This window comes from Mangrovicoccus algicola (assembly GCF_014903745.1).
Taxonomy (GTDB): domain Bacteria; phylum Pseudomonadota; class Alphaproteobacteria; order Rhodobacterales; family Rhodobacteraceae; genus Mangrovicoccus; species Mangrovicoccus algicola.
The window spans coordinates 1-11977 of record NZ_JACVXA010000096.1 but is presented as its reverse complement, the minus strand read 5'-3'; the positions used below and the strand labels follow the sequence as shown (position 1 = coordinate 11977).

The following is an 11977-nucleotide window of genomic DNA, read 5'->3' as shown; positions in this document are numbered from 1 at the left end:
CGCGCCGCGGCCCTTGCGGGTCTCGGGCGGACAGGCCGCCGGCGCCCGGCCGGTGGCGCAGGCCGCGGCGCCGGGGGCGCTTGACGCCTATCCCGATTTCGCCGCGGTGCTGGATCTCATCCGCGAGAAGCGCGACATGCACCTGCTGGTGGAGGCCGAGACCGGGATCCGCCTGGTGTCCTACAGCCCCGGCCGGATCGAGTTCACCCCCGCCCCCGGCGCGGCGCGCGACCTGGCCTCCAAGCTGGGCACGCGGCTGCAGCAATGGACCGGCGCCCGCTGGGCGGTCAGCGTCTCCAATGCCGGGGGCGCGCCCAGCCTCGCCGAAACCCGCCTGAGCGAGAAGGAAGAGGCGCTGCTCCGCGCCCGCACCCATCCCGGCATCGCCGCGGTCCTGTCGGCCCTGCCGCAGGCGCGCCTGGTGGAGATCCTGCCCCCCGTCCGTCCCGAGGAGGCCGCCGCCGCCGAAGCGCTGCCCGGGATCGAGGAGGTGGACGAGGACTGGGATCCCTTCGAGGACGACTGACCCCGGCCGGGGGCCCGGCCGGCATCGCGCCCTGCAGGGACATTTCCGCCGTCCCCGCGGCGCGATGAGTCCCGCCGCGGTGCTTGTGCCGGGCAGCCGGACCGCCTAGATCCAGCCGGAACGCATGCAACCACGGGAGAACCGCGATGCTGAAGGGTCTGGGCGCGCTCGGCGACATGGGCAAGATGATGAAGGCCGCGCAGGAGATGCAGACGAAGATGGCCGAGCTTCAGGACGAGCTCGACACGATCATCGTCGAAGGCGAGGCCGGGGCCGGGCTGGTGCGCGCCACCGCCACCGCCAAGGGCGAGCTGAAAAGCCTGGAGATCGACCCCAAGGTATTCTCGCCCGACGACAAGGAAATGGCCGAGGACCTGATCCTTGCCGCCATCAAGGATACCCAGGCCCGCGCCTCGAAACGCGCGCAAGCGGAAATGGGCAAGCTGGCCGAAAGCATGGGCCTGCCCGCCGACATGAAACTGCCCGGTCTCTGACATCCGCCGGGAGGCGGCGGGTCGGGGCCCGCCGCGGGACGGCGAGGGCCCCGGCGGCGGGAGGCCTGCCCCGCGCGGCGGGACGGACCGGCCCGGTTGTCCCGAGGGCCGCGGACAGCCCTGCCCGCACAGGGGCCCGTGGCCCGGGGACGAGGGCTGCGCCCGCGAAAGACCGGCCGGCGTTGTCCGGTCAGGCGTGCTGTCGCAGCCTGGGCACCGTCTGTTCGCCGACCGGAGTTCCGCGGGCCCGCAACTGGCCGCTGGCGGCTCCGGGCGCGTCTCCGCAGGCGCGGGAATGCCGGCAGGCGGCAAGAGAGTGCCGCGATCCCGGGCCATTCTTCCGCAGGACATGCCGCCAGCCATGGATCTGCGACCGCGGCGTGTCCTGCCGCCGCGCAACCTCCGTCGGCGTCGCGCCCGGGATCCCGTCCCGCATCCCCCTTCCCCCGGACCATGGCCTGACGGCCTCCCTGCGACGGTCTTTCCGACATCGCGCGAAATGCGGGCAGGGAGTCCGACCCGGCGGAGGCCAGAGGCCTTCGCCTTCCCCCGCCACACCGCGCCGGCCGGGCGCCGCTCCCGGCCCCCGCTGCAGCCTCCGCGCCGGAGCGCGCGGGAGCACCCCCGTCCGCCCGCCAGCGCCCCGCCCGAGGAAGGCGCGGGCCCGACCGCGACCGGCCGGGCCTCCCGGTGCAGCGGCGGCCGGGTCCGGCCCCGAACGCAAGCGGGCGCCCCAAGGGGCGCCCGCATCCGGACCCGTCTGCCGCAGGATCAGAGACCCCCGCCGCCGGACAGCCACAGCAGCAGCACGCCGAGCGCCAGCGCGCCGAGGCCGAGCCCGCGCCGCGCATCCGTGGAGAAGCGCGACAGGGTTTCGATCAGGCTCTCGAGCCGCGAGGGCAGCAATGCGAAGACCAGCCCCTCGAAGACCAGCACGAAGCCCACCGCGCTCAGCAGCGTCGTCATCAGCGGCCTTCCGCTCTGCCGAGATAGTCGAAGAACTCGCTCTCCGGCGTGATGACCATCGAGGAATTGCCCGATTGCAGCGCCCGCTCATAGGCGGTCAGCGAGCGGTAGAACTCGAAGAACGCCGCGTCCTGGCCATAGGCCTCGGCGAAGATCCCGTTGCGTTCGGCATCCGCCTCGCCGCGCGTGATCTCCGCCTCGCGATTGGCATCGGAGGTGATTTCCACGACGGTCCGGTCGGCCTGGGCGCGCACCCGCTGGGCCGCTTCCTCGCCGCGGGCGATCTCGTCGGCCGCCTCGCGCTCGCGCTCGGCGCGCATCCGCGCGAAGGTCGCCTCCAGGTTCTGCTCGGGCAGGTTGGTCTGCTTCAGGCGCACGTCCAGCACCTCGATGCCCAGCGATGCCGCGCGCTGGCGCGAGGCATCGGTGATCTGCTGCATCAGCCCCGAGCGGTCCTCGGAAAGGATGGTGTTCGACGTCACGCCGTCCTGACCCAGTATGGCGCGGATCTGCGGGTTGATGATGCCTTCGAGGCGGCTTTCCGCCGTGGCCAGGCTGCCCGTGCCGATCGCCTCGCGGAACTGCCGCGGATCCGAGATGCGGTAGCGCGCGAAGGCATCCACGACCAGGCGGCGGTCATCCGAGGGGGTCACCTCGATCGTGGTGGTGTCCAGCGACAGGATGCGGTCGTCATAGCGCACGACCTCGTTGATGAAGGGCCACTTGAAGGCCAGGCCCGGCTCTTCCTTGACCGACTGGATCTGGCCGAAGCGCAGCACCAGCACCTTCTGGCGTTCGTCGACGATGAAGATCGAGGAGGCCAGCAGGATGACGGCGACGACAATCCCGATGAGGAGGATGTTCAGTTTCTTCATGGCTCGGCTCTCCTCACTGGGCGTCCTGGCGGCGCAGGTCGTTCAGCGGCAGGTAGGGCACGACGCCGCTGCCGCCCTCGCCTGCCAGGGCGGGATCGAGGATCACCTTATCGACATCGCCCAGCACCCGCTCCATCGTTTCCAGATAGAGCCGCTTGCGCGTCACCTCGGGGGCCTCGCGATACTCGTTCAGCACGGCGACGAAGCGGCTGGCCTCGCCCTCGGCCTCGTTGACGACGCGGGCGCGATAGCCCTCGGCCTCCTCCAGCACCTGCGCCGCCTCGCCGCGCGCGCCGGCGAGGACGCGGTTGGCATAGGCATCGGCCTGGCGCTGCAGCCTGTCGCGTTCCTGTTCGGCCGCCTGGACCTCGCGGAAGCTGTCGATGACCTCCTGCGGCGGATCCGCCTTGTCGAGGTTGACGCGCACCACGTTGATGCCCGCGCCGTAGCTGTCCAGCGTGCCCTGGATCAGCTCATGCGCCATGTCCTGGATCAGCCCGCGATCGCGGTTCAGGATCGGCGCCAGTTCCGACTGGGCGATGATCTCGCGCATGGCCGATTCCGAGACCGCGCGCACCGTCATCTGCGGATCGCGCAGGTTGAACAGGAAGGCGGCCGCATCGGTGACGTTCCACACGACCTGGTAGTCGATATCGACCACGGCCTCGTCGGTGGTCAGCATCAGCCCGCCATCCTCGGAGCGCGAGCCGTTGCGGCCGACGCCCAGATCCTCGACCCGTTCGACCGAGACGGGGATCACCTCGTGGGTGACGAAGGGCCAGGGCGCGAAGTTCAGGCCCTCGGTGCCGGTCTGGCTGTACTTGCCGAGGAACAGCTCGACCGAGTTCTCCTCCGGCCGCACGGTATAGAGCGAATTGTAGAGCCAGATGCCCACCAGCACGACGCCGACGATGCCCCATGTGCCGCGGTTCATCTTGAACCCGCCGCCGCCGGAGCCGCCGCCGCCGTTTCCGCGGCCGCCGCGGCCGCCCAGGATCACGCGAAGCTGCTCCTGGCCCTTCTTCATGATCTCGTCGATCTCCGGGATCTGGGACCCCTCGCCGCCCGGCTTCCTGCCGCCTCCGCCGCGGTTGTCGTTCCCCCCGCCCGAGCCGCGATTGCCGCCGCCCCAGGGTCCTCCGGAATTTGCCATATGTGCCTTTTCCCCGTGTTCCATCACGTTGTTGAGAAGAAGATGCGGATCATGGACCGCGGTTTCAAGCGCTGCGCGTCGGGTTCCTCATCGTCACCAGTTCCTCGGCCATGGTCGGATGCACCGCGCAGGTGCGGTCGAAATCGGCCTTGGTCGCGCCCATCTTGACCGCGATCCCCGCCAGCTGGATCATCTCGCCCGCACCGGGCGCGACGATATGGCAGCCGATGACGACGTCGTCTTCCTTGCGCACGATCAGCTTCATGAAGACCCGCTCCTCGCGCCCGGCAAAGCCCGACTGCATCGCCTTGAAGGAGGTGGTGTAGATGTCGACCGCGATGCCCTTCTCCACGGCGTCCTCTTCCGAGAGGCCGGTCGTCCCGATCTCGGGCTGGGTGAAGATCGCCGAGGGGATCAGGTCGTGATCGACCGCGGTTGGGTTGCCCTTGAACACCGTCTCCACGAAGGCCATCGCCTCGCGGATGGCCACCGGCGTCAGGTTCACCCGGTCGGTCGCATCGCCGATCGCGTAGATCGAGGGCACGGCGGTGCGGCTGAATTCATCGACCTTGATGGCCCCGTTCGGCGCCATCTCGACGCCCGCACCATCCAGACCGAGGCTGTCGGTATTGGGCTTGCGGCCGGTGGCGAACATCACCAGGTCGAAGACCCGCTGCGAGCCGTCGGTGCCGTGGACGAGGATGCCCTCCGCGGTCTTCTCCATCGACACGGTGTTGGTGCCGGGGCAGAGCGCGATCCCGGCCTTGCCCATCTGGTCGGCGACCAGGTCCACCGTCTCGCGGTCGAAGCCGCGCAAGATCTGCTCGCCGCGGAAGAACTGCGTCACCTCGACGCCCAGCCCGTTCATGATCCCCGCGAATTCGCAGGCGATATAGCCGCCGCCGACGATCAGCAGGCGTTTGGGCAGCGCCTCGAGATGGAACATCTCGTTGGAGGTCACGGCCAGGTCGCTGCCCGGAAATTCCGGCACGAAGGGCCAGCCGCCGGTGGCGACCAGGATGGTCTTCGCGGTCTTCGATTCGCCGTTATCCAGCATCACCGTATGGGCATCGGTGACAACCGCGCGATGCTTGACCCAGTCCACCCCGGAATTGTTCAGCAGCCGTTCATAGACGCCTTCGAGCCGGTCCAGCTCGGTCTCCAGCTGGCCCTTGAACCGGCCCCAGTCGAAGCCGCCCGCGGTGACGTCCCAGCCATAGGCGGCCGCATCGGCCATGTGGCCGGGATAGCCGGAGGCGAAGACCATCAGCTTTTTCGGCACGCAGCCGCGGATGACGCAGGTGCCGCCCATGCGGCTTTCCTCCGCCAGGCCCACCCTGGCCCCCTCGGCCGCCGCCACGCGCGCCGCGCGCACGCCGCCGGAGCCGCCGCCAATGACGAACAGGTCGTAATCGAAACTCATGACAGGGTGTCCTTCGCTACTCGTTCAGGCGGTCGGCAGGAGCGCCGCCAGTTCCATGATGACATCGCCCCAGGCGGGCGTCTGGTCATGCATGCGGGTTTCGTGGCGGCCGTCGGGATGGCCGATGATGACCGTGTCGCACAGCCCGATGAACAGCCCGTGCTCCACCACGCCGGGGATGTCCGCCAGCGCCGCGGCCAGGCCTTCGGGGTCGCCGATCCGCCCCAGATGCGCGTCGATGACGTAATTTCCCTCGTCGGTGATGACGGGCTTTCCCTCCGCCATGCGCAGGGCCGTGTCGCGCCCGTCCACCTCGGCCGTCTCCAGCACCGCGCGGATCCGCGCCTCGGTGCCCTTCCAGCCCATCGGGATCACCTCGATCGGCAGCGGGAAGGCGCCCAGCGTCTCCACGTCCTTGGAGGGATCGGTGATGACGATCATCCGGTCGGAGGCCGCGGCGACGAGTTTCTCGCGCAGATGCGCCGCGCCGCCGCCCTTGATCAGCCGCAGATGGCCGTCGAATTCATCGGCGCCGTCGATGGTGACGTCGATGCGATCCACCTCGTCGAGCCCCACCACCGTCAGCCCCAGCGCCCGCGCCAGTCCGGCCGTCCGGTCCGAGGTCGGAACACAGGTCAGGCGCAGCCCGTCCTCCCGGGCCCGGCGGGCCAGGGCGCGCACCATCCACGCGGCGGTGGAGCCGGTGCCCAGCCCGACGGTCATGCCGTCCTCGATCTCTGCGACGGAGGCCATGGCGGCCGCGAATTTCCCGGCCTCGGCCGGCGACAGCGTTTCGGTCATCCTCGATCCTCTTTTCTGCAGGGAGATATAGGCAATCCGGCGCGCTGCCGCGACCCCCAATCGCCCGTTACCAGCCCGGCGCCCCCGGCAGCGCGTCGAGGAGCCGCGGCAGCGCGGCCCGGGGCAGCATCAGCAGCAGCTTGGGCGCATGGGCGTTCAGGCTGACATGACCCGTCGCCCGGTTGGAGGTGCCGCCCTGCCCGTCCGGGGCGAAGCCGATCCCCTGCACCGGCCATTCCAGACCGCGGCTGTCGGCCGTCACCGGCGCCATGGGAAACAGGCTGACCGGCGTTCCGGGGTCCAGGTCGATCGACAGCGAGGGCGGCGCCAGCAGGCACAGGTCCTCGGGGCCGAGGATCACCGCGCGGCGCCGGGGCAGCCGCACCAGCACGTTGAACACCGCCAGCATGTGATCCATCCGCCCGCCGGCAAAGCCCAGCCCCAGCACCAGCGGCGCCTCGATCCGCGACAGGCATTTGTGGAAATCGGTGCTGTCCTGTTCGGCCACGTGCTGCAGCCGCTCCGCCGGGATCGCCGCCCGCGTAGCCGGGTCGAGCGAATCGAAATCGCCGATCACCGCCAGCGGCATCTGCCCCGCCTCGAGCGCCGCGGCGGCGCCGCCATCGGCCGCCACCAGCACCGGCGCCAGGTCCAGCGCGGCCGCGACCTCGCCCGCGGCGACGGGGCCGCCCCCCACCAGCGTCACCGCCCGGTCGCTGCGGATCAGGGCATTCATCCGTCCCGGTCCCCGCCCGGGGCCGGACCCGCGCGGCCGATGCCGCGGAAGACCGCGCGGAAGGGCAGCGCCCAGACGAGGCCCAGCCCGACATAGATGCCGAGTTCCGCCCAGATCGGCGGGCGCTCGAACTGCGCCACAAGCGTCACCGCCGCCACGACATAGAGCGGCAGCCCGATCAGCAGGATGGCCAGCGACCAGCGCCGCCGGGCCTTCAGGGATAGCGCCATGGGATCCTCCTCGCACCGCCCCGACGCTACGCGACCGGGCGGCGCAGGCCAAGGCCCGGCTCAGTCGGCGAAGGGATCGGTGACCAGGATCGTGTCGTCGCGTTCCGGCGAGGTGGACAGCAGCGCGACCGGGCAGTCGATCAGCTCCTCGATGCGGCGCACGTATTTGATGGCCGCCCCGGGCAGGTCCGCCCAGCTGCGCGCGCCCTCGGTGCTCTCGCTCCAGCCTTCCATTTCCTCGTAGACCGGCGTGCAGCGCGCCTGCGCCTCGGCCGCGGTCGGCAGGTAGTCCAGTCTCTGGCCGTCCAGCTCGTAGCCCGTGCAGATCTTCAGCGTCTCGAACCCGTCGAGCACGTCGAGCTTGGTCAGCGCGATGCCGGTCACGCCCGAAGTGGCGCAGGTCTGGCGCACCAGCGCGGCATCGAACCAGCCGCAGCGGCGCTTGCGCCCGGTCACGGTGCCGAATTCATGGCCGCGCGTGCCCAGGCGGTGCCCGGTCTCGTCATCCAGCTCGGTCGGGAACGGGCCCTCGCCCACGCGGGTGGTATAGGCCTTGACGATGCCCAGCACGTAATCGATCGCGCCCGGCCCGAGGCCCACGCCGGTTGCCGCCTGCCCCGCGATCACGTTCGAGGAGGTGACGAAGGGATAGGTGCCGAAATCGATGTCCAGCAGCGCGCCCTGCGCGCCTTCGAACAGGATCCGCTTGCCTGCCTTGCGCTTCTCGGTCAGCACCTTCCAGACCGGGGCCGCATAGGGCAGGATCTGCGGCGCGATCTCCTTGAGCTTCTCGATCAGCGCGGTGCGGTCGATCGGCGCGACCCCGAGCCCCTTGCGCAGCGGGTCATGATGCTGCAGCGCGCGGTCGACGCGGGCGATCAGCGTCGCCTCGTCCGCCAGATCCGCGACGCGCACGCAGCGGCGGCCGACCTTGTCTTCGTAGGCCGGGCCGATGCCGCGGCCGGTGGTGCCGATCTTGGTGCCCTTGGACGCGGCTTCCTCGCGGGCGCGGTCCAGTTCGCCGTGGAAAGGCAGGATCAGGGGCGTGTTCTCGGCGATCATCAGCGTCTCGGGCGAGATCTCGACGCCCTGTTCGCGGATCTTGGCGATTTCGCCGACCAGGTGCCAGGGATCGAGGACCACGCCGTTGCCGATGACCGACAGCTTGCCGCCGCGCACCACGCCCGAGGGCAGCGCGTTCAGCTTGTAGACCTGGCCGCCGATGACCAGGGTATGCCCCGCATTGTGGCCGCCCTGGAACCGCGCGATGACATCCGCGCGCTCCGACAGCCAGTCAACGAGCTTCCCCTTACCCTCATCGCCCCACTGGGCGCCGACGACGACGACATTGGCCATGGTTCTCTCCATTTCGGTCCGCGGCGTGCATATCCAAACGGCGCGCGCAACGAAACCGCTAATTCGGTCGGTCCCGCGGGGCCGACCCCGTCAATGGCCGCTTGCCGGAGCGCGGCGGCCATGCGAGAGGCGGAGAGACAGCTTTCCGGGAATCGCCATGACCTTCGCGCCCTCGCGCCTGCCCCTTCTCGTTCCTCTAGCCCTGCTGGCCGCCTGCGGGACGCCGCCCCATCTCCAGGGGCCGGTGCCGCCCGCCCCCGAGCCGCTGGCCCAGCCTGTCGCGGCGCAGGGACCGCTTTCGGACTATCCGGCGCTGAGTTCGCAGGATTACGGATCCTGTGCGGTGGTGCTGATGACAAGCCGCGCGATGGCCGATCCCGAAGGCTTCGCGGCGCGGCAGCCGCAGATGCAGGAGGCGATGACGGGGATGCTGTCGCAGGCGCCGAATGCCGAGACCGCGATGGCCACGGCGGATGCCGTCACCGGGGCCGACCAGGAGCTGTTCTATGCCTATGCGCAGCGCAGGCGCGAGGGCTGCGCCGCGCGCTACCCCGCCTATGCGAGGCAGATCGGCGGCTGAGCCCGCCTTCGCCCCCGTCCCTTTCCGCAACCGGCCCCGCCCCTTCCGCAACCGGCCCCCGTCCATTCCGCAACCGGCCCCTGCCCTGACCCGGCCCGCCCCCTTCCCGCCGAGCCCCGCCCATGTCCGAGATCCTGCCCCGCTGGGCCATCGCCTTCCTTCTCGTTTCCGCCACCTTCAATCCCACGCAGGTCAATTACATCCGCTGGGCCCTCGACCGGGGCTGGAGCGGGCTGTCGCTGACCGTGCTTCTGGGGCTGGTGCTCTTCGCGCTCTGGCTCATCTTCCTGCGCGCCACGCTGCGGTCCATCGGACCGTTCGGCATGGCGCTGGTCGCCGCGATCTTCGCCGCCTCGGTCTGGGTGCTGCGCGACCTCGGGATCCTGACGCTGCGCAACAATGCCGTCACCACCTGGCTGGGCATCCTGGGCCTGTCGCTGGTGCTGGGCATCGGGCTGGGCTGGAGCCATGTGCGCCGCCGCCTCTCGGGGCAGGCCGACATGGATGATGTCGACGAGGACTGACCCGCGCGGCTGCGGGCGCGCAACGGGGTTGCGTCCGGAAGCCGTGGCGACTAGGTAGGCCCCGATCCGAACATCAGGTCCCTTGCATGCAAAACGTCATCCTCATCGTCCATCTGATCCTTGCGCTCTGCCTCATCGGGGCCGTGCTGCTGCAACGTTCCGAGGGCGGCGGTCTCGGGATCGGCGGCGGCGGCGGCGGCGGCGTGATGTCGAGCCGGGGGGCCGCCAGCGCGCTGGCCAAGGTGACCTGGGGCTTCGCCGCGGCGTTCATCGCGACCTCGATCACGCTGACCATCATCGCGGCGCAGACCTCCTCGGGCAGCTCGGTGCTGGACCGCCTGCAGGACGCGCCGCTGACCGCGCCGGCGGAGACCGGCACCGATGCGCAGCCCGCCCTGCCCGGCGGCGACCTCCTGCCGCCCTCCACCGGATCCGAGCCCGCCGCACCGCCGCGGGCCGAATAACCCGGCAAACACAACACCTTGTAAAATCTGGATATCCCGCAACAGCATGTTGCGGGATCACTGCGAATCCTATATGGGTCTAATCCCGTGGTCAGGGTTCGCAGCCTAACCTTTTTCGGCCGACATCACGGGAGTTCCGAGCAAATGACGCGCTATATCTTCATCACCGGCGGCGTGGTGTCCTCGCTTGGCAAGGGGCTGGCCTCGGCCGCGCTCGGCGCGCTCCTGCAGGCCCGCGGCTTCACCGTGCGCCTGCGCAAGCTCGACCCCTATCTGAACGTCGATCCCGGCACGATGTCGCCCTTCGAGCATGGCGAGGTGTTCGTCACCGATGACGGCGCCGAGACGGACCTGGATCTGGGCCATTACGAACGCTTCACCGGCGTCGCCGCGCGCAAGACCGATTCCGTGTCCTCGGGCCGCATCTACTCCAACGTGCTGGAGAAGGAACGCCGCGGCGACTACCTCGGCAAGACCATCCAGGTGATCCCGCACGTCACCAACGAGATCAAGGACTTCCTCTCGACCGGCGAGGGCGAGGTCGATTTCATGCTGTGCGAGATCGGCGGCACGGTCGGCGACATCGAGGGCCTGCCCTTCTTCGAGGCGATCCGCCAGTTCGGCCAGGACCGGCCGCGCGGCCAATGCATCTTCGTTCACCTGACGCTCCTGCCCTATATCGCCGCATCGGGCGAGCTGAAGACCAAGCCGACGCAGCATTCGGTGAAGGAACTGCGCTCCATCGGGATCGCGCCCGACGTTCTGGTCTGCCGCTCCGAGGGGCCGATCCCGCAGAAGGAGCGCGAGAAGCTGGCGCTGTTCTGCAACGTGCGCCCCGAATCCGTCATCGCCGCGCAGGATCTGAAATCCATCTACGACGCGCCGCTGGCCTATCATGCCGAAGGGCTGGACCAGGCGGTGCTGGACGCGTTCCAGATCTCGCCCGCGCCCCGCCCGGTGCTGACCAAGTGGCAGGATGTCTCGGACCGCGTGCACAATACCGACGGCGAGGTCCGCATCGCCATCGTCGGCAAGTACACCCAGCTGGAAGACGCCTATAAATCCGTCTCCGAGGCGCTGACCCATGGCGGCATGGCCAACCGGGTCAAGGTGCGTACCGAATGGCTGGATGCCGAGATCTTCGAGAAGGACGACGCCCCCGCCCGGCTCGAGGGCTTTCACGGCATCCTCGTGCCCGGCGGCTTCGGCGAGCGCGGCACGGAGGGCAAGATCAAGGCGGCGGAATTCGCCCGCACCCGCAACATTCCCTATCTCGGCATCTGCCTCGGCATGCAGATGGCGGTGATCGAGGCCGCGCGCCATCTCGCCGACATGGAGAATGCCGGGTCGGAGGAATTCGACGACGAGAAGGGCAAGAAGCGCTTCACCCCCGTGGTCTACCACCTCAAGGAATGGGTCCAGGGCAATCACCGGGTGGAACGCAGCAAGGGCGATGACAAGGGCGGGACCATGCGGTTGGGCGCCTATACCGCCTATCTGGCCGAAGGCAGCCGCGTGGCCGGGGTCTATGGCGACACGGTGATCGAGGAACGCCACCGCCACCGCTACGAAGTGGACATGAGCTATCGCAAGCAGCTCGAGGAACAGGGGCTGCTCTTCTCCGGCGTCTCGCCCGACGGCCGCCTGCCCGAGATCGTCGAGGTCAAGGATCACCCCTGGTTCATCGGCGTGCAGTTCCACCCCGAGCTGAAATCCAAGCCCTTCGCACCGCATCCGCTGTTTCGCGATTTCGTGCGCGCCGCCAAGGACCTGTCCCGGCTGGTCTGATCCCATGCGCCGCCCCCGGCATCCCGCGCGGATGCCGGGGGGGGGGGGGGGGGGGGGGGGG

General features: G+C 69.7%; 13 protein-coding genes and 1 pseudogene. 6 read left to right on the top strand and 8 right to left on the bottom strand.

From position 1 onward, the window contains the following. A pseudogene (locus ICN82_RS19915) lies at nt 1-526 on the top strand (DNA polymerase III subunit gamma/tau); the annotation flags it as partial. 146 nt (nt 527-672) lie between these two features. Beyond that, nucleotides 673-1020 carry a YbaB/EbfC family nucleoid-associated protein gene (locus ICN82_RS19910; RefSeq protein ID WP_193186709.1) on the top strand — a complete coding sequence of 116 codons (348 nt, stop codon included), beginning with the start codon at nt 673-675 and terminating at the stop codon, nt 1018-1020. A 771-nt stretch (nt 1021-1791) separates the two neighbouring features. Here the strand turns inward: ICN82_RS19910 and ICN82_RS19905 are convergent. The 8 genes from ICN82_RS19905 to ICN82_RS19870 form a co-directional block, all read right to left on the bottom strand. Then, nucleotides 1792-1986 carry a DUF2065 family protein gene (locus ICN82_RS19905; protein WP_193186706.1) on the bottom strand — a complete coding sequence of 65 codons (195 nt, stop codon included), beginning with the start codon at nt 1984-1986 and terminating at the stop codon, nt 1792-1794. Then, entirely contained in the window at nt 1986-2861 is an 876-nt protein-coding gene (gene hflC / locus ICN82_RS19900; RefSeq protein WP_193186703.1) for a protease modulator HflC, read from the bottom strand. Before hflC ends, ICN82_RS19905 begins: the two co-directional genes overlap by 1 nt. A 13-nt stretch (nt 2862-2874) precedes the next feature. Further along, the gene (gene hflK / locus ICN82_RS19895) at nt 2875-4014 is read right to left on the bottom strand and encodes an FtsH protease activity modulator HflK (protein ID WP_193186700.1); all 1140 of its coding nucleotides are present in this window, start codon (nt 4012-4014) and stop codon (nt 2875-2877) included. A 64-nt stretch (nt 4015-4078) separates the two neighbouring features. Continuing rightward, entirely contained in the window at nt 4079-5437 is a 1359-nt protein-coding gene (gor, locus tag ICN82_RS19890) for a glutathione-disulfide reductase (RefSeq protein WP_193186698.1), read from the bottom strand. A 24-nt stretch (nt 5438-5461) separates the two neighbouring features. Next, the gene (gene rpiA, locus ICN82_RS19885) at nt 5462-6238 is read right to left on the bottom strand and encodes a ribose-5-phosphate isomerase RpiA (protein ID WP_193186695.1); all 777 of its coding nucleotides are present in this window, start codon (nt 6236-6238) and stop codon (nt 5462-5464) included. A 67-nt stretch (nt 6239-6305) separates the two neighbouring features. Next, complete coding sequence (locus tag ICN82_RS19880) at nt 6306-6974, bottom strand: thiamine diphosphokinase (protein ID WP_193186692.1); 669 nt, start codon at nt 6972-6974, stop codon at nt 6306-6308. Next, a complete protein-coding gene (locus ICN82_RS19875) occupies nt 6971-7204 on the bottom strand; it encodes a DUF2842 domain-containing protein (protein WP_193186689.1) in 234 nt (77 codons plus the stop codon). The genes ICN82_RS19880 and ICN82_RS19875 overlap by 4 nt, the downstream gene beginning before the upstream one ends. Before the next feature lie 60 nt (nt 7205-7264). After that, nucleotides 7265-8560: an adenylosuccinate synthase gene (locus ICN82_RS19870; protein ID WP_193186686.1), complete on the bottom strand. Its 1296-nt coding sequence runs from the start codon at nt 8558-8560 to the stop codon at nt 7265-7267. Between the two features lie 157 nt (nt 8561-8717). Here ICN82_RS19870 and ICN82_RS19865 point away from each other — a divergent pair, with 157 nt between their 5' ends. From ICN82_RS19865 to ICN82_RS19850, 4 genes are all read left to right on the top strand, one after another. Continuing rightward, nucleotides 8718-9140 carry a hypothetical protein gene (locus ICN82_RS19865; RefSeq protein WP_193186683.1) on the top strand — a complete coding sequence of 141 codons (423 nt, stop codon included), beginning with the start codon at nt 8718-8720 and terminating at the stop codon, nt 9138-9140. A 122-nt stretch (nt 9141-9262) separates the two neighbouring features. Beyond that, a complete protein-coding gene (locus ICN82_RS19860) occupies nt 9263-9664 on the top strand; it encodes a DUF6524 family protein (RefSeq protein ID WP_193186680.1) in 402 nt (133 codons plus the stop codon). An 86-nt stretch (nt 9665-9750) separates the two neighbouring features. Next, nucleotides 9751-10128, top strand: coding sequence for a preprotein translocase subunit SecG (gene secG, locus ICN82_RS19855; protein WP_193186677.1), 378 nt, complete (start codon nt 9751-9753; stop codon nt 10126-10128). 144 nt (nt 10129-10272) lie between these two features. Further along, complete coding sequence (locus ICN82_RS19850) at nt 10273-11916, top strand: CTP synthase (RefSeq protein ID WP_193186675.1); 1644 nt, start codon at nt 10273-10275, stop codon at nt 11914-11916. The last annotated feature ends 61 nt before the right edge of the window (nt 11917-11977 follow it).

Coding starts and splice junctions, on each gene's coding strand:
- hflC (WP_193186703.1), bottom strand. CDS start 2,861: ATGAAGAAACTGAACATCCTCCTCATCGGGATTGTCGTCGCCGTCATC.
- ICN82_RS19880 (WP_193186692.1), bottom strand. CDS start 6,974: ATGAATGCCCTGATCCGCAGCGACCGGGCGGTGACGCTGGTGGGGGGC.
- ICN82_RS19875 (WP_193186689.1), bottom strand. CDS start 7,204: ATGGCGCTATCCCTGAAGGCCCGGCGGCGCTGGTCGCTGGCCATCCTG.
- ICN82_RS19910 (WP_193186709.1), top strand. CDS start 673: ATGCTGAAGGGTCTGGGCGCGCTCGGCGACATGGGCAAGATGATGAAG.
- ICN82_RS19870 (WP_193186686.1), bottom strand. CDS start 8,560: ATGGCCAATGTCGTCGTCGTCGGCGCCCAGTGGGGCGATGAGGGTAAG.
- ICN82_RS19905 (WP_193186706.1), bottom strand. CDS start 1,986: ATGACGACGCTGCTGAGCGCGGTGGGCTTCGTGCTGGTCTTCGAGGGG.
- rpiA (WP_193186695.1), bottom strand. CDS start 6,238: ATGACCGAAACGCTGTCGCCGGCCGAGGCCGGGAAATTCGCGGCCGCC.
- ICN82_RS19860 (WP_193186680.1), top strand. CDS start 9,263: ATGTCCGAGATCCTGCCCCGCTGGGCCATCGCCTTCCTTCTCGTTTCC.
- hflK (WP_193186700.1), bottom strand. CDS start 4,014: ATGGCAAATTCCGGAGGACCCTGGGGCGGCGGCAATCGCGGCTCGGGC.
- gor (WP_193186698.1), bottom strand. CDS start 5,437: ATGAGTTTCGATTACGACCTGTTCGTCATTGGCGGCGGCTCCGGCGGC.
- ICN82_RS19865 (WP_193186683.1), top strand. CDS start 8,718: ATGACCTTCGCGCCCTCGCGCCTGCCCCTTCTCGTTCCTCTAGCCCTG.
- secG (WP_193186677.1), top strand. CDS start 9,751: ATGCAAAACGTCATCCTCATCGTCCATCTGATCCTTGCGCTCTGCCTC.
- ICN82_RS19850 (WP_193186675.1), top strand. CDS start 10,273: ATGACGCGCTATATCTTCATCACCGGCGGCGTGGTGTCCTCGCTTGGC.